Origin of the sequence: Flavobacterium pokkalii, assembly GCF_014596575.1 — a bacterium.
Taxonomy (GTDB): domain Bacteria; phylum Bacteroidota; class Bacteroidia; order Flavobacteriales; family Flavobacteriaceae; genus Flavobacterium; species Flavobacterium pokkalii.
Genome location: NZ_NASZ01000004.1, coordinates 58,615 through 75,544 on the forward strand (window position 1 = coordinate 58,615; position 16,930 = coordinate 75,544).

General features: G+C 34.7%; 11 protein-coding genes. All 11 read right to left on the bottom strand.

Translation table 11 applies throughout. The features are described from left to right. Nucleotides 1-624 precede the first annotated feature (624 nt). Nucleotides 625-2,364, bottom strand: a complete 1,740-nt coding sequence (locus tag B6A10_RS04470; RefSeq protein ID WP_188219874.1) for a glycoside hydrolase family 43 protein — start codon at nucleotides 2,362-2,364, stop codon at nucleotides 625-627. 143 nt (nucleotides 2,365-2,507) lie between these two features. Next, on the bottom strand, nucleotides 2,508-3,872 hold the full coding sequence (locus B6A10_RS04475; RefSeq protein WP_188219875.1) for a glycoside hydrolase family 43 protein: 1,365 nt from the start codon (nucleotides 3,870-3,872) through the stop codon (nucleotides 2,508-2,510). A 6-nt stretch (nucleotides 3,873-3,878) separates the two neighbouring features. Next, the gene (locus B6A10_RS04480; protein WP_188219876.1) at nucleotides 3,879-5,813 is read right to left on the bottom strand and encodes a glycoside hydrolase family 97 protein; all 1,935 of its coding nucleotides are present in this window, start codon (nucleotides 5,811-5,813) and stop codon (nucleotides 3,879-3,881) included. 6 nt (nucleotides 5,814-5,819) lie between these two features. Continuing rightward, nucleotides 5,820-7,163 (bottom strand): glycoside hydrolase family 43 protein, encoded by a 1,344-nt coding sequence (locus B6A10_RS04485; protein ID WP_188219877.1) that lies wholly within the window; start codon nucleotides 7,161-7,163, stop codon nucleotides 5,820-5,822. A gap of 12 nt (nucleotides 7,164-7,175) precedes the next feature. Next, a complete protein-coding gene (locus B6A10_RS04490; RefSeq protein WP_202986196.1) occupies nucleotides 7,176-8,069 on the bottom strand; it encodes an alpha/beta hydrolase in 894 nt (297 codons plus the stop codon). 33 nt (nucleotides 8,070-8,102) lie between these two features. Beyond that, on the bottom strand, nucleotides 8,103-9,257 hold the full coding sequence (locus B6A10_RS04495; protein ID WP_188219878.1) for an alpha/beta hydrolase-fold protein: 1,155 nt from the start codon (nucleotides 9,255-9,257) through the stop codon (nucleotides 8,103-8,105). A gap of 12 nt (nucleotides 9,258-9,269) precedes the next feature. After that, nucleotides 9,270-10,394, bottom strand: a complete 1,125-nt coding sequence (locus B6A10_RS04500; protein WP_188219879.1) for an alpha/beta hydrolase-fold protein — start codon at nucleotides 10,392-10,394, stop codon at nucleotides 9,270-9,272. A gap of 33 nt (nucleotides 10,395-10,427) precedes the next feature. Further along, nucleotides 10,428-11,636 (bottom strand): glycosyl hydrolase family 8, encoded by a 1,209-nt coding sequence (locus B6A10_RS04505; protein ID WP_238929360.1) that lies wholly within the window; start codon nucleotides 11,634-11,636, stop codon nucleotides 10,428-10,430. 100 nt (nucleotides 11,637-11,736) lie between these two features. Then, nucleotides 11,737-13,296, bottom strand: a complete 1,560-nt coding sequence (locus B6A10_RS04510; RefSeq protein WP_188219881.1) for a glycoside hydrolase family 43 protein — start codon at nucleotides 13,294-13,296, stop codon at nucleotides 11,737-11,739. Nucleotides 13,297-13,325: 29 nt separating this feature from the next. Then, nucleotides 13,326-14,285, bottom strand: a complete 960-nt coding sequence (locus tag B6A10_RS04515) for a glycoside hydrolase family 43 protein (protein ID WP_188219882.1) — start codon at nucleotides 14,283-14,285, stop codon at nucleotides 13,326-13,328. A 53-nt stretch (nucleotides 14,286-14,338) separates the two neighbouring features. Next, nucleotides 14,339-16,930: a glycoside hydrolase family 31 protein gene (locus B6A10_RS04520; protein ID WP_188219883.1), complete on the bottom strand. Its 2,592-nt coding sequence runs from the start codon at nucleotides 16,928-16,930 to the stop codon at nucleotides 14,339-14,341.

Here is a 16,930-nt window from a genome sequence, read left to right on the forward strand (position 1 = left end):
AAATCTAATTTGAAAAGACCATATTTATCTCTTTCAAAACAATACAAGACAACTATATCTCGATTTTTTTTACAAAAAAACAAACCCTTATAAAAGCTGTTCTTCTTTGGTGTTTTATTCTTTCATAGGCGTTGTTATTGGTTGTTATTGGTTAGTTAATAGTGTTTATATGGTTATTTAGTTGATTCATTTTTTCAAATACCTCTCCATTTGCAGTTCCCAATATTTTGTTCAATACTAGCTCTTTATAGCTCATTTCTTTTTAACAAAAATCAATTACGCAATCGGTTGTTTGTTTTCGGAAAAATATTAGTGTCTTTAAGACACTAATATTTTTTAACACAGTATTTTGATTAAGTGTTAAGCAAATGTAAAATAAAAAAATGTAAAAACAACCGATTGTGATGTTTTTTTTTGCAATAAACGAAAAAATAATAGGTATAAAATATTTATTACATATTAATATACACCATTAAGTATCACAACCACAATAAAAGGCTTTTTTTATAAAAAAAAACAATAGTTAATTTTAACAAAAACTAATTGAAATGAGAAATCAATAAAATTAAAACTTTTGTATCCCAAACCAAAAATATGGTTTGGGATTATCATCATCATCTATAATTATTCTGGCAAAGCATCATTATTTGAAGTTGCATACAATCCTAATAAGCAACCTGTAAATCCTCCTGCTACATCAGTTGATAGTATATCCCCTGAAACAGGCCCTCCAAGGGTAACAAAATTGACTCCATCAAGAGAATAACTGAAGTTGTATTCGTCTCCTTTGGCTTTTATTTGTAATTGTATTGGTTTCTTAAGATCAATTTTAGCACTTGCCACAATGGTCGAATTTACTGCAGCATCCCTTCTTGTTTTTTGATTTTTTTGTAAAACCACATAATAGTCTTTGTCTTTCATCGTAATTCCAAAAACATAATTAGAACCTTCATTTTGCAAAGCCACAACACCTGCCAAATCTTTGTCTGATTTTGGTTTATAATCAATCGTAGTCGTCAATGAAAAACTATTATGTTGTTGACGATAAAACAAAGTAGAAGTTGGTTTCACTTCCTTGATATTAGTATCAAACGGATTAATTGTTAATCCTTTTTTCGAAGTTGTGATAAATTTTTCACGTGGACCTCTTAGACCAATCCAACGATAATCTAACTTAGTTGCGGTAAAATTATCATTGAATGTAAAATTTCCATTAGGGAAGAATCCTTCTTTTCCTGTTTTATTTTCGCTAACTCCTTTTGGCATTTTTAATTTTGGCTCTAATGGAATTAAACCATTTTCAAAAACCGGAAATTCTCCAGACCAATCTACAGGTAGAATAAAAGTTTCACGTCCTGTATTTACTCGGTTTTTTTCATTTGGTCTCACTGCCAGGAAAACTCCGTAGTATTTATCTCCAGGTCCTTTTACTAAATCTGCATGACCAGCCCAATCAACTTTATTGGCTCTGTCTCTTGGAAAGAAACGCTGAGTCAAAATTGGATTGCTTGGAGCAGGAATGAAAGGCCCTTTTGGACTATCACTTTTAAAAATAACTTCGGTATGATTCCCGCCTGTACCACCTTCAGCACACATTAAAAAATATTTTCCATCTTTTTTATACAGATGTGGTGCTTCGATCCAAATTGGCTTTTTAGCCGGATCTACTCCTCCATCCACAATAATTTTATCTGTTCCTGGAATGACCTTGTCATTTTCAACATCATATTCCCATACTTTAATCACACGGTGGCCATTGTAACGCTCTTTTCCTTGATCAGGAGCATCATTATGAACAATATATCCTTTTCCATCATCATCGAAAAAGATACAAGGATCTATTCCTCCAAATCCTAATTTTATAGGGTTACCCCAACCTTTCTTAGGATCTTTAGTTTTTACAATAATATTGTTCAAACCTCCGGAAAAAGCGGTTACAATCATATAAAAAGTATCATTGTGAGGATTATAAGTAATCCCAGGTGCATAAACACCTGCACTAATACCTGTATCGTGTGGATCAAATTGAGTAACATCATTTAGCACACCACCTAAATCTGTCCAGTTTACTAAATCTTTAGAATGAAATATTGGTACTCCGGGAAACATGGCAAAGGAAGAGCAAACCATATAATAATCATCCCCTTTTCTGGTAATGGCAGGATCAGGGTAGCAACCCTGCAAAATTGGAGTATAAAATTCATCCGATTTTAAGGGGTTATCTTTATATACCTGATCATCTCCTTGGTAGGTAAAATTCGAAAATAATGGTGCATTATTCTTTGATTTACTTTGACTGTTGGCTCCCATAAAAGAAAACAGTACTAACATTAATAACAATTGCTGCACTTGAGTTTTTTTCATTACATTAATTTTAATTGGTTTATTTATAATTCATTTATTAAAAAATAATTTTTAATAGCATTAATTTATGGTGGTTTAAAAAATCTAATTTATACTTTTTTCAATATAAAAACAACCGATTGCTTAAATATTTAAAAAGAGGATTATTTCGAAAACATCCAATAATCAAAGTACATGATTTGGTTCGTTGCTTTACCTTTGAAAATAAAATATAAATCGTGAATTCCCGTCACTTTTTTAATATCAATGGTTTGTAGCGACCAACGGTCATTACCTCCCGTCATAGGTACTTTTACCGTTCCCAATAGTTCTCCCTCTTTGCTGTCTAATCTTATTTCCATTGATACATTTCCATTATGAGTTGTACCAATTCGTGCAGTAAATTTTGAAGCTCCTTCTTTACGAAAATCTACGTCTTTGACTTTAGTATAAGCATCATTGTATTTTGCGGTAATAAAATTCCCCACAACATCATTTTTCATTGATTTTATTCCTTCCGACCAGGCAATAGTCTCAGCTTCATTTTTAGCATAAGGATTTAATAAACTTAAACTCTGCTTGATCCCTTCGGTCATATTCATTGGAATAATTGAACCATCTTTATTAAATTGAAGTTCTTCTACACATACCGAACGGTTAAAACCACTTCCTCCTGGCAAACCTGCATTATGATAGAAAAAATAACTTTTCCCTTTAAAATCGATAACACCGGGATGATTGGTAAATGATCCGCCTTGTGTAGGCATTACCACACCCTGATATTTCCAAGGTCCTGTGATACTTTTACTGGTTGAATATCCAATATGTTCCGATATTGGACCGGCAGCAAAAAATAAATAATACAGCTTATTGCGCTTATAAATCCAAGGACCTTCTTCATAAGTCGTTGGTCTTTGTTCGTTCACTTTTCCTTCTCGTTTACCAAATGCTTCTATAGTATTAGGAATTTGTTGGATATCACCTTTATAAGAAATCATATCTTCATTCAATTTCACATAGTGACAAACAGGATTTCCCCAAAATAAATACCCCTGTCCATCATCATCAATAAAAACGGTTGGATCAATATCGGCATTACTGTTTGAGATCAATGGTTTTCCTAAAGCATCTATAAAAGGCCCATAAGGACTATTAGAAACAGCGACACCAATACCATTTTTTCCCTGGCGATCGGTAATGGGTACATACATGTAAAATTTTCCATCGCGCTCGATACATTGCGGAGCCCAGGCATTCATTTTTGCCCAAGTAAATTCTTTATAAGACAAAACAGCTCCGTGATCCGTCCAATTGACCATATCTTCTGTGGTATATAATCGCCAATCATTCATAGTGAACCAAGTCGATTCATCTTCGTCGTGACTGGTGTATAAATATACTTTGCCATTATAGACCATCGGTGCAGGATCGGCCGTATAATTGGTTTGTACAATAGGATTTTGAGCTTCTCCTATTGTACATACCAAAAAAAATACAACTGTTACTATTACTTTATAGCTATTTTTCATTTTGTTTTAGTTTGTTAATACAAATCCTCCATTAGGTTGTATTGTAATTATAAGATCTCCTTTTTTAGAAACTTTCGCAGTAGTTGTATACGTTTCTTTATTTGCCTTATCATTATACATATTGATTGTTTGACCAGCAAGCATTGGCAATTTAAGTTTTAATACTTTAGCTGTTTTTTCGGCATTCACCCCGGCAACATACCATTTTTGATTATTTCTTCGGGCAATTACACTGTATTTACCCGGATAACCATCAATAAAAACAGTCTCATCCCAAGTGGTTGGAACTGATTTCAGAAAATCCAATTCGAATGCAGGTACATCTTGAAGGTTATTAGGAGTCAAACCAAACATTTGTACAGGATTTTGAAAAAGAACTGCCGTTGCCAACTGAAAAGCATCAGTGGTTAAACGTTCTTGTCCTTTTTTATTTCCTTTATTTAAAAATTTATTTAACAATACCCCACCAAATTCCATACTTCCAACCGCATTTCGAATAAAAGGATGTAATGACGCAAAATAAGCTTCTTTTTCGCGAACATCCTGCGAGAAAATTAGCATTTCGGAGGCAAGCACAGCTTCACTACCTACAAAATTGGGATACATTTTTTCCCAACCACGTGGAAGAGTTGTACCGTGAAAAATAATCATTAAACCATAATCATTCGCATCTGAAAGAATATCTTCGTACAATTTCATTGTTTCTTGCTTATCACCTCCAAAGAAATCTACTTTCAGTCCTTTTACACCTGCTTCTTTAAGCCACTTCATTTCATTTTTTCGGGCAATGGAAGTATTCATTTTATTGAGCGGGGTCTGAAACGCATCATTTGCAGAACCATTTGAATTGTACCACAAGAATACCTCTACATTTTTAGATTTAGCATACTGGATTAATTCCTTCATTTTTTCGTAGCCAATTCTTTCATCCCACCAGGCATCAATTAGAATATATTCGAGTTTCATTGCAGCTGCCAAATCAATATATTTCACCTGATCATCGTAGTTCATACTATTATCCTGCCATACAATCCAACTCCAACTTCCACGACCCATTTTATACTCTTGTGATGGTTTATAAAGTGGTTTTACAACATCAAAAGGGATTGTTGTTTCAACAATTGGCTTTAAAGTTTCACCAACAGTAATCGTTCTCCAAGGTGTTACTCCAGGAAGGCTTATTTGTGCTCCTGAGCTTCCAAAACCGTTATTTTGTTTCGGATTTGGATATTCTACAGTAAACAATCCATCTTTATACTTACTCAAATGTGAGCCTGTATATAAACTACTAACTCCTGTTTCGGATAACAAAACCCATGCTTTGTCTCCTAAATGGAAAAGTCCCGGAAATACATAACCTTCAGAAGATGTAGCCTTATCCAATGGCAAATCGGCTTCGTAACCACTTTCATAACTAGGTGCTGTACGTGCAAATCCAGTCATTGGTCGCATCATCGGAGAAAGAAATGTAGTTGTTGAAGATGGAAAGTTAAATCCTGTCTTTTCTTCAGTAACGACACAAACTTTAGTATCTCCCCAAGAAGGTAATTCGTATCGAAAAGCAATATTATTATTACTCACTTGAAACAAAACAGCTATTTTTTGTTCTTTAGCATTCGAAAACACACAATTTAAAGTATTTGCTTTATAGCTTACCTGCGATTGTTTAATTTTTGTTTGATTGTAATTTTCCTCCACTTTAGCTGTAGCTGAACTTACAAAATTCATATTAGCCGTAAAATCACCTGCATTAGTAATTAGTCCCAATGGAGAATCTTCTAGTACAATTCCTCCTTTATAGGTTACTGAATAAACAGCTTGACCACTTTTGACCAATACATTCAATATCAACTCTCCATCAGGACTAGAAACTGACATTGTGTTTTGCGAATAAACTGCCGAAGCTATTATCAAGCAGTATAAAACAATTATTTTTTTCATTTTTATCTATTTACTGAATTTCCATGCATCAAAATTAAACAACTCTCCTTCTCCTCCTTTAAAAATAAAAAACAAATCATGCACGCCCTTTACTTTTTTTACCTTGGTCTTAAAAGTTTTCCAATTTTGCCATCCACCAGTATTTTCAATTTTTAGTGTTCCAATAATTTCACCAACTTCATTATCCAAACGAACCTCAACCGTTCCCTCATTTAAAGAAGCAGCTATAATTTCTATTTTTTTAGCTCCTTTTGCAAAATCAACTCCTCTCACCTGAATGAAATCACCATTGTGAATTTGGGTGACATAAACTCCCGTATCCTCACTTTTATCTGTTTTAACGCCTTTACTCCAAGCCATCGTTTCGGCTTCAACACGTCTAAATGGATTGACTGTTTCTATTTGTTCTGGACCTTCATTTGTAAAATAAGAATGATTTTGAATGGTTCCGTCCTCGTTATAAATAATCCTGTCAGCATCTACAGAACGTCTTTCATAAAAGGTAGAAGTTTCACTTTTAATCAAATCATAACTGTGCCCAAAGACATAAGATTTCCCCTTATAATCAATAATTCCGGGATGATTTCCTCTTGTTTTTTCGCTTGCATCTATAATCATTCCTTTGTATTCCCAAGGTCCTGTAGCGGAATTACTCATTGCATACCCAATACCTTCCGGACAACAAGTAGAAGCATATGACAAATAATAATGATTCTTTCTTTTCCAAACCCACGGGCCTTCCTGATAATTTTTAGGTTTTGAATCTACTTTTACAACTTCCCCTGAAGTAGAAATCATATCTTCATTTAGTTTAACATAATACAAATGTGGATTCCCCCAGTATAAGTAAGCCTGACCATCATCGTCAATAAACGGACTTGGATCGATGTCGTCCCAAATATTATGATCAGAATACACTAGTCTTTTACCCAGAGGATCTTTAAATGGACCATAAGGACTATCCGAAACTAAAACTCCTATGCCTCCACCATGCATGGGACAATACAAATAAAATTTTCCATTGCGCTCAATACACTGCACTGCCCAAGCTCCATTATCCTGTCTGGCCCAGGAAAAATCTTTTAGAGAAGCAACAATTCCGTGCTCCGTCCAATTAACCATATCTGTTGATGTATACAATAACCAATTGAGCATTTTAAAACCTTTGGCATCATCTTCATCATGTGAAGTATAAAGAAATATGGTGTCATTGTGAACCATAGGCGCAGGATCGGCCGTATATTTAGTTTGAATTATTGGTTTTTGAGCCATTACTGCTGCAAAATTCAAAAGAAACAGAACTCCTAAAACCAGTATTTTTTTTGTGCTACATTCGAATAATTTAATCATAATTGATGTTTTTTACTCTCCTTTAGAGGTGTTATCTAAAATAGTGTATTTGTTTAATGAGGAAATATCAACAGGCTTGAACAAAAATTGAGAATACATGTATAAACCATTTTTCCAAACTTTAAAATCATGCCCCCCTGGCTCTAAGTAATACACATGAGGTACATTATTTTCCAATAAATAATCATGCAGACGCTTACCATAAGTAATTAGGTTGTCTTTATCTCCACAGGAAATCCAAAGTAAATTTAATTTCTTTTTCGTTTCTTCTGGATTAGGTACCAAAACCTCCGGCATTTTAGTATTTGGTGCGGAAGAAAAACCTCCTACCCAGGCAAATTTATCTAAGTTCCCCAAACCAAAATTCAGAGATTGTCCACCCCCCATAGAAAGTCCGGCAATGGCACGGTTTTCTCTATCGGTCAAGGTTGGATATGTTTTTTCGATAAACGGAATTAAATCATCCAAAAGATCTCTTTCAAAAGTGGCAAATCCCTGCACTTTATCAGGAGCCATTATATTTCCTGTAGCTCTATCGTCTTTAATGGCGCGACCATTTGGCATAACCACAATCATCGGTTTAATTTTTCCTTCAGCGAATAAATTATCCAATATTATTTGCGGAGAACCTCCTTTTAACCATTCTTTTTCATCACCACCAATACCGTGCAGCAAATAAAGAACAGGATATTTTTTACTTTTCGAAAAACCAGGAGTAGTATAAACCAAAGCTTTTCTGGTTGTGCCTACTGTTTTTGAATCATAAGAAATGGTGTCAATTTTACCGTGCGCAATAGCCGCTCTTTCCTGGTCAAATCCTTTTGGTCCTTCTTTTTCAATTTTTTGGGCAACAACAATTAGGTTGCACATAAAAAGCATGCTTGCTGTAGCGATAACTTTTCTCATTATTTTATTTTTAGATTGATTGATAATTTGTTTTTATTTAAAAATTTTAGCCGCAAATTGGTTCAAACACCTGCGCCAAGTTAGCCATTCATGAGCCGTTTCTGCTGACTCATAATAGGTGTATTTAATTCCTTGTTTTTCTAACATGTTTCTAAATGCACCCACAGAACCCGGAAACGGACTAGGTTCTTTAGTTCCCAATCCTAACCAAAAAAGCTTTATTTTTTCGTTAACCGATTTTCCATCTTTATATTTCCCATCCAAAAAAGTGTTCACATCAATGGCATCTGCACTCGGATAATTGGATGTTCCACTAAATCCTCCGTAATATGAAAAAACATTTAGATTATTCATCATAATTCTCATTGTTTGATTAGCACCCATAGAAAGCCCTGCAATAGCCCTATTCTCACGATTAGCGATAGTTCGAAACTTGGTATCTATCATTGGAATAATTTCATTGATTACCACTTCTTCAAAAACAGATTCAGGTCTAGAATTATCTACTTGAGGTTTGTATGCATATCCATTATCCATAACAACAATCATCGGATTCGCTTTTTGAGCAGCAATCAGGTTATCTAATATCAAATTGGCTTTTCCCTGAACAGACCATCCTGTTTCATCTTCAAAACTTCCGTGTTGTAGATAAAGTACAGGATATCGTTTGTTTTCATTTTGATAATATTCAGCAGGAGTATAAACAAAACAACGCCTAAAAGAATTCGTAATTTTTGAAAAATAAATATTTTCGCTAACAAGTCCGTGAGGAACATCTTTCAAGGCATAAAAATCCTGATCTACTGCAGGAATTTCAATACCACTTCCTAAACGACCAGCTCCGTAAAAATAAACTGTTCCCGGATCTGGGACAGAAGCCCCGTCAATATTCAGTTGATAGTAATGAAATCCTTCGTCTTGTGGGAGTGATTCACCAGTCCAAATTCCTTTAGCATCTTTAACCATATCATATTTAATACCGCCAAGATCTAACTGTACTTTATTAGCCTCTGGAGCAAGAATACTTGCTCTTACTCGTCCTTGTGAATTTACTTGTGGAAATAGTTTCCCTTGCTGATTAACTGAAGAAGGCTTGAAATCTTCTAAAACTTCTTGAGTTTTTGTTTGAGCCAAACTTATAGTAGCCGAACAAACAAAGGTTAAATAAACAATCCTTTTATAATTCATAACAAACTTTTATTAATTTTTGAAAAGCAAAGGAGCCAATTCTTTTAAGCTACGACGCCAAGTTTGAAACTCGTGCCCTGTTTGATCAGAAACATAAGATACAGCATTCAATCCAGCTTCTTTAAGCCCTTTTACAGCAGTTTGAACACGATCTGGATTTTCGCGGCTTCCACAGCTTATGAAAATTAGTTTTACTTTGGATTTATCTTTAATCTCTTCCGGAGTATAAATGCCTCCACTTAACAATGCATATTGAGAAAAAACATCTGGTTTATTCAACGTTATGGTGTGTGTTTCCATTCCTCCCATAGAAAGACCAGCCATTGCACGATTGGGTTGGTTAGCTATCGTACGAAAATTAGCGTCCACATAAGGAATTAATTCATCTACCAAAACCGTCTGAAATGGTTCAATCTTGAAACTTGCCATACCTCCCCATTTAATTTCATTAGTCATTCCGTAAGTCATCACAATAATGAAAGGTTTTATTTTACCTTCGGCAATTAAATTATCCATAATCAAATTAACTCGACCTTGGTTGCTCCAAGCCGTTTCGTCTTCTCCCCAACCATGTTGCAAATACAATACAGGAAAGCGTTTTGATTGTTCTTTTGAATAACTTGGTGGTGTATATACATAAGCTCTTCGAGAAGTATTGGTACTTTTTGATGGAAAAAGAATTTGCTGTACATGACCATGAGGTACATTTTTCAAAGCATAAAATTCCTGATCATGAGCCGGAATTTCGATACCACTTTCCCAACGAGTAGAGCCATAAAAATTTAGTGCTCCAGGATCATTAAAAACACCTCCATCAACTGTAACGTGATAATAATGAAACCCTTCATCCATAGACCCTGCAGTAGTTCCTGTCCAAAATCCATTTTCTCCTTTAAAAAGTTCAGTCCCTCCTTTAGCTCCACCCAATCCAAGACTTACCACAACCGATTTAGCATCGGGTGCCTTAATTTGGAATCGGGCATAGCCTTGAGAGTTCACTTGTGGATATTCTTGCCCCGGTTGATTGACTGTTGAAGGTTTGAAATCTTCAACAATGCTTATTTGACTTGTTTGTGCTGTACAGAATGCACCACAGGAAGTCAAAAATATAATTAAAATAGCGGAATACTTTTTCATATTTTTTTGTTTTTTTCTAGTTAATAGATAATTTTATTTTGGAGTAATAATTTGATATTTACCACTTAAGTGCATTAAACTAAATAGGTGCATCAAACCATCATAATAGGGATCAAAATAACCATCTTCATAAGGTTCTAATTTTGCATTCCAAATAGCGTGAACAAAATCCAAACTCGCTTTATCATTATTCATCAATGAAGCGGTTGCTGTGGTTGAAACCAATCCAACAGAATGTCTGAGCTTTTTCACCGGTCCTGCTTGTAGAATAAAATCGGGTGTAGAACCATCTAAATTAAACTGGTCGTCATAAACATCTAATCCCTTTGATCTCAGGAAATTTTGAAATTTCTTAGTATATTCTTCTTGCCATTTTTTGTCTTTTCCGTACCATAAATAATCCATAGCAATATTCATTGGCACACGCCATGAATCGTATCTAAAGGCTGCCGGCATCCAAGGTGTTGAATGTGGTGTTCCATCAAAATTTGTATAATCTGCATTTAAACCTGTTACAGGATGGCAAGCTTTATGCAAAAATTCGCGAGAAACTTCGGCACATTCTCTATAAAATTGTTCATGACCGTCTTTGGCATACAATGCCCAAATTTCATAAAAAGCAGGCAAATGATACGAAGGGTCAGTCCATAGGTACGCACCTCCTTCCGGCACAAAAGAAATTTGTTTGTGCTCTACATTAATTATATTATAAATGTTTCCAGTACCATCTTTTTTCCACATCGCATCCAAAATACGTCGGGCTTCTTTGTAATAATTAATCCCTGTATCATTTCCCCATCTGTTTGAAGCAAAAAGTAAACTCGTTATATAATACAATTCTCCATCAGAGGCTGAACCCGGTGAGTTTTGTTTTTTAGTTTCCGGATTTACACTCCAGGAAAAATAGGCTTCTCTAGGCCCTTTTTGATGTTGCATATATTTTACAGACCATCGCCAAAGACGATCAAAAACATCTTTTTTATCCAATTGAACTGCGACCATCATGCCATAGGACATACCTTCAGTACGGGAATCTTTATTTTTAACATCAGAAACATAACCTAAAGAATCTCCATCCTGAAAATAGACACGTGTTGGACCTTCAAAAACATCATAATAGGCTTTCGCTAATTTATTGTCTATTTCTTTTTGGCTATAGCCTGCTTCTTTAAAAAGGTTACGGTATTGAGGCCTTTTGGATTCCGATTTATCTTTCTTATTTTTATTTTGACTATTGCCCATAACTGGAACAATTACTAGCAAAAGCATTATCAAAACTCGCATTCTAACCAAGTATACACTCCTGAAATTTTTACCTACATTCATTTTTGTCTTTTAAAATTTAATTTTTAAACCTAAACCAATCAAAATCAACATATCCTCCTGGATTTTTAGTTGCATAATTAAATAATCCAAAACGATACCCCATGAAATGCGGAAGTGTATAAGGTAGGTTTATCGTGTTTCCAATAGGAGTCCATTTTTTTCCGTCAAGACTGTAATAAAACCGTCCTTTATCTGCTCTATTTTTAAAATCACATACTGCTTTAAAATATACTTTGTCCTGATTTAAAGGAACACTTTCGATTTCTTTTGGAATGTCTTGTGCGGCATCAATCATTACAATTTTTTTAGAACCGTTTTCAATTTTGACAGCAATCAAACCATATTGCTTTTGTAACAAAGAAAGTCCGGCAAGATCTCCTTCATTCATTTTAGAAACATCAACAAGTGTCGTTGCGGAACTTTCTGGTCCAAAAGTTCTTTGAGTTAAGGTATTTTTGGCTTGAACAAAACTACTGTCTATTCTTGATGTTTTTAATCTTAAATAGCCTTTTCGCTCTGTAACCGACCAAAGTGAATTATCCGGATTATGATTCCACTGCCAAACCAAAGGCAAAGCTGCATCTCCTTTTTTACGATTAAATTCATCAGAATTTACGATTCCAGGAATTAATCCTTTGCTAGTTGGCAAATCTAAATATTCAGGAACTTTCCCATTTTCTCCCAAAATTGGCCAACCATTTTCCCATTGTACAGGAACTAAGTATGGAATACGACCAACGCCTCCATTATCTTTAAATAAATACGAAAACCATCTGCCATCCGGAGTATCTATAAGTCCGCCTTGAGCCACACCCTGATCTTGTAATCCCACTTTTCCTTCCCAAGGACCATTGATGTTATCGGCACGATGGATAACTACAGTTCGCATTCCGCCACGAGGCCAACAAATATTAAATAAATAGTATTTCCCGTTTATCTTAAAAAGTTGAGAACCTTCAGAATTTAGCATAATGTTATTTCCAGCAGGTGCGCTGGCATTTTCAATCAAGACTCTTTTTGTTTCTTCTTTTACACCTGAAAGGTCTTTACTTAGCTCTATAATTTCAAGTTTTCCTGCTCCCCAAACCAGATAAACTTTTCCATCATCATCAAAAAGAATAGAGTGATCGTGATAAGAACTATTTAAAACTATTTCTTTCCAAGGTCCTTTTTCGATATCTTTTGTTGAATAAATATAAGTTCTACCTGTCGTTCCTGAAAAAGTACTGACATAATACATTCCGTTTTGGTAACGCAAACAACTAGCCCAAGAACCTCTGCCATAATCATTTTTACCGTTATCTAAATTGAGTCTATCGTTATTATCTTCCAATGTTTCATAGGCATAATTAACCAATTTCCAATTGACTAAATCAGTAGATTTCATAATTGGAACCCCTGGATTCACGTGCATGGTAGTGCTACTCATATAATACGTATCTCCTACTCTTATCATAGACATATCCGGAACATCAGCATAAATAATTGGATTTTGTGCTTTTTTTTCTTGTGCAAAAGCGACCATTTGGATAATTATAAACAAACATGAGAAGATAAACCTGTTCTTATGTATCATTGGATAAAAGATTTAAATTGAATTAATTATTACTCGATTTTTTTAACGCCATCAGTAGTTTGTATTACTTTTTGAATCGTTCCGTCCTCATTATAATACATATAATCTACACAAACAGAGCGTCTATAACTACCTCCAGTTGGTAAAGTTCCGTTGTGGTAAAAGAAATACGATTTTCCTTTATAGTCAATGATACCTGGATGAGTAGTAAAACTATTAGGTACATTTTCCTGAATAATTCCTTGATACGTCCAAGGTCCTGTAATGCTTGTTGCGGTACAATATTCTATCATTTCTGGTTTTGTACCAGCACTAGCATATACTAAATAATAAAGCCCTTTTCTTTTGTAAACCCATGGTCCTTCGATATAGTTTTTAGGTTTGAAAACAGTAATCGAACCGTCTATTTCAGTCATATTCTCTTTCAATTTCACCCATTTACAACTTCCATTTCCCCAAAACATATAAGCCTGTCCGTCATCATCTACAAAAACAGTAGGATCAATATCATCCCATGCATGCGGTAAATCTTTAGTCATTTCGTTAATAACAAGTGCTTTTCCGATGGCATCTTTGAAAGGTCCTGTAGGCCTATCTGAAACAGCAACTCCAATGGCAGCTCCGCCGCCACTAACATCATCTTTTTTATGAAAAGTAGAAACAAACCAGTAAAATTTACCATTTCGCTCTATACATTGAGCAGCATAAGCATCACCTGTAGCCCATGAAAAAGTACTTGGTGAAAGTGGTACTCCGTGATCTTTCCAAGTGGCCATATCCGTTGTTGAAAATACGTGCCAATCGGACATTTTATAATTGGTATCTGCTTCTGTTGCCACGTCATGACCAGTATACAAAAACAAAGTATCATTATGTACAATTGGAGCCGGATCAGCAGTAAAAATGTGTTTTATAATGGGATTTTGAGCTGTCATTTCAATCATTGGCAAACAACAAAATGCCAATACAATCTTAGTTTTCAATTTCATATTTATAATTATTTTAGGTTGGTTATAATAGTTATTACCTAATGGTATTTATTTTATTCTTTTGTTAGCACTACTTTCTTCGCTGAATATTTAATTGTTTTACTGACCGTTTCTTTTTCTGAAATCCATTTAATATTCATCGTATAAGTTCTTAATTGATTTTTATAATTTCCTTTTTGATCATCAATAGTTAACACTTGACTCTTTTCGTTCCAACTTATAGGTATTTCGATGTGTTTGCCCTTTTCGTAATTGTAATTATCTCCTTCATCATCATACAAAGTAAAAGTTGCATCTTTACCTGTATAAATTCGGATTTCAAGTTCATCTTGCTTCTCTTGAGTGCTTTGAATTACTTTGCCCATTGGAACAATAGAACCTTCTTTTACAAAAACCGGAATTTGATTTAATGGAGCAGCGGTTGCAATTGTTTGTCCTCCTTCAAATTGTTTTCCAGTCCAGAAATCATACCAAGCGGTTTGCTTTGGTAAATACACATTCCAGTTAGTAACATTAGCCTCAGTCACTGGTGCTACCAGAAATGCTTTTCCAAACATATATTCATAAGCTTGACTTACCGCTTTGGTATCTTCTTTAAAATCCATTAACAATGGTCGCATCAAAGTAGAATTATTACTGGAAATCTGCCAAGCTTCAGAATAGATATAAGGCATCAATTGGTACCTTAAATTCATCATTGACCTCATATTATTTTCCACTTTTTCTCCATATTTCCAAGGTTCCGTTTCCGTTTGATAGCCATGCATACGGAATATTGGATTGAAAACGGCCCACTGAAACCAACGCGTTAGTATTTCGTGATACTTTTCGTCTTTATATTGTCCTGGACCAGGACGGAAAAAGCCTCCAATATCAGTGGTCCAATAGGGCATTCCGGTAAGATTATAATTCAATCCCGCCACTATTTGACGTTTGTATGTATCCCAATCCCAGCCAATATCTCCTGACCAATTGATGGTACCAAAACGTTGTTGCCCTAAAAATGCCGAACGGGTCAGGGTAACCACCCTTTTGTCCGGATTCGTGTTTCTTTGTCCTTCATACACCGCTTTGCTGACAAATAATGGATACGTTAATCGATAAAAATCACCTAAACCAAAAAAGGTTTGTTTGCCTTTTAATGCATCATTTTCAGGTTCCGTTGCATCCATCCACCAAGAATCCACACCAAGAACAAACAGATTTTTGTCGAGTGCATTCCAATGTGTTTTTTGGGCTTCCGGATTATAAATATCGATCCAAGGACTATTCGGGATGAACAAATTTTTGGCTAAATAAGGTTTTGCAATTTCAGATTCTTTATTCAAATTTTCCCAAACAGAAATAGAAAAATGAGTGTTCAAATCGTGCAATTCTTTGATGAATTTTTCTGGTTTAGGATAATGAGTTTCATCAAATTTTGGAACTCCCCAACCGTATTTGCCCCAATATTGCCAATCCTGAACAATGACATCTACTGGTAAATTACGCTTTCTAAATTCTTTGATAGTAGAAACCAAATGCTCTCCAGAAGTATATCGTTCGCGACATTGCCAAAAACCAAAAGCCCATTTTGGTAACATAGGTACATTTCCTGAAAGATTTCGGTAATTCGCTATAATTTCATCCGTATTTTTCCCTGCAAAAACCACATAATCCAGTGATTTGGCATTGGGAGAATTAAAAACGGTTTCATTATTTGATAATTTTAAACCAAGTGTTGGTGTGTTACTCGATTTACAAACGACTTTTACGGTATGTTTTCCTGCTTTCAAATTCACTAATTTACTCACCGCCGGCGGAAGCCATAAATTAGATTGATTAATAACATCTATATCATCAATCAAAACCAAATGGCGGCTGTCCATATCTCCCAGATCAAGCATAACAGAATATTCTCCTTCTTTTGCTACTAAAAAACTACCCGTATAAATGGATTGCTGTTGGGAAACACGCTGTGTTCCAGAAGTAGTTGTTACTTCAACTTCGCGTTTTTCGCCGTCTTTTATATCATTTTTAACCAATGAAATGTTTTGGTTACTCGGATTAAAATTAGTCAAACCATATTGATGCCATAATAAACCATAGCCTTTATTAGAAACTAAAAATGGAATGGCAATTTGTGTATTGACCTGAATTAACTTTCTAGTAGTATTTTTTAAATTGTAAAAACCATCCTGAAATTGTCCTAATCCAAACAAATATTCATCTTGAGGCGATTCAAATCCTTGTTCAGCTACAAAACAAGATTCTCCCATAATGGTATTTGGTTTCAATGACCTTGTATTAGCTTTTTCGCTAAGGAATACTTTTCCAGATTTATCCAAATACTGAATTACTGTAGTTTTTTTATCGAATGTAACCGTAATTTCTTTTGTTGAAAGTTTTAAATCATTGGCACTTTCTTTTAATTTGAAAATTGGTGTTTTTGGTTTATTTATTAAAACAAACTGTTGCGTTTCTTTTGCATTTCCAATTTCATATTGTACTCTTACGGATTGATTTGTAAGAGGAATTATTTTTAAAACCCCCTCAGATAAATCTATAGACAATCCTTCTTTCGTTAAAGTGTGCTTTTTATACTGCTGGGCACTAATTGAAGTAGCCAGAAGGCTTAAAAACAATATATGTAGCAATCTTTTCAT

What these genes read in the sequence shown, in the direction of transcription:
- B6A10_RS04470 (WP_188219874.1), bottom strand. Translation starts at nt 2,364, where the DNA reads ATGAAAAAAACTCAAGTGCAGCAATTGTTATTAATGTTAGTACTGTTT.
- B6A10_RS04475 (WP_188219875.1), bottom strand. Translation starts at nt 3,872, where the DNA reads ATGAAAAATAGCTATAAAGTAATAGTAACAGTTGTATTTTTTTTGGTA.
- B6A10_RS04480 (WP_188219876.1), bottom strand. Translation starts at nt 5,813, where the DNA reads ATGAAAAAAATAATTGTTTTATACTGCTTGATAATAGCTTCGGCAGTT.
- B6A10_RS04485 (WP_188219877.1), bottom strand. Translation starts at nt 7,163, where the DNA reads ATGATTAAATTATTCGAATGTAGCACAAAAAAAATACTGGTTTTAGGA.
- B6A10_RS04490 (WP_202986196.1), bottom strand. Translation starts at nt 8,069, where the DNA reads ATGAGAAAAGTTATCGCTACAGCAAGCATGCTTTTTATGTGCAACCTA.
- B6A10_RS04495 (WP_188219878.1), bottom strand. Translation starts at nt 9,257, where the DNA reads ATGAATTATAAAAGGATTGTTTATTTAACCTTTGTTTGTTCGGCTACT.
- B6A10_RS04500 (WP_188219879.1), bottom strand. Translation starts at nt 10,394, where the DNA reads ATGAAAAAGTATTCCGCTATTTTAATTATATTTTTGACTTCCTGTGGT.
- B6A10_RS04505 (WP_238929360.1), bottom strand. Translation starts at nt 11,636, where the DNA reads ATGGGCAATAGTCAAAATAAAAATAAGAAAGATAAATCGGAATCCAAA.
- B6A10_RS04510 (WP_188219881.1), bottom strand. Translation starts at nt 13,296, where the DNA reads ATGATACATAAGAACAGGTTTATCTTCTCATGTTTGTTTATAATTATC.
- B6A10_RS04515 (WP_188219882.1), bottom strand. Translation starts at nt 14,285, where the DNA reads ATGAAATTGAAAACTAAGATTGTATTGGCATTTTGTTGTTTGCCAATG.
- B6A10_RS04520 (WP_188219883.1), bottom strand. Translation starts at nt 16,930, where the DNA reads ATGAAAAGATTGCTACATATATTGTTTTTAAGCCTTCTGGCTACTTCA.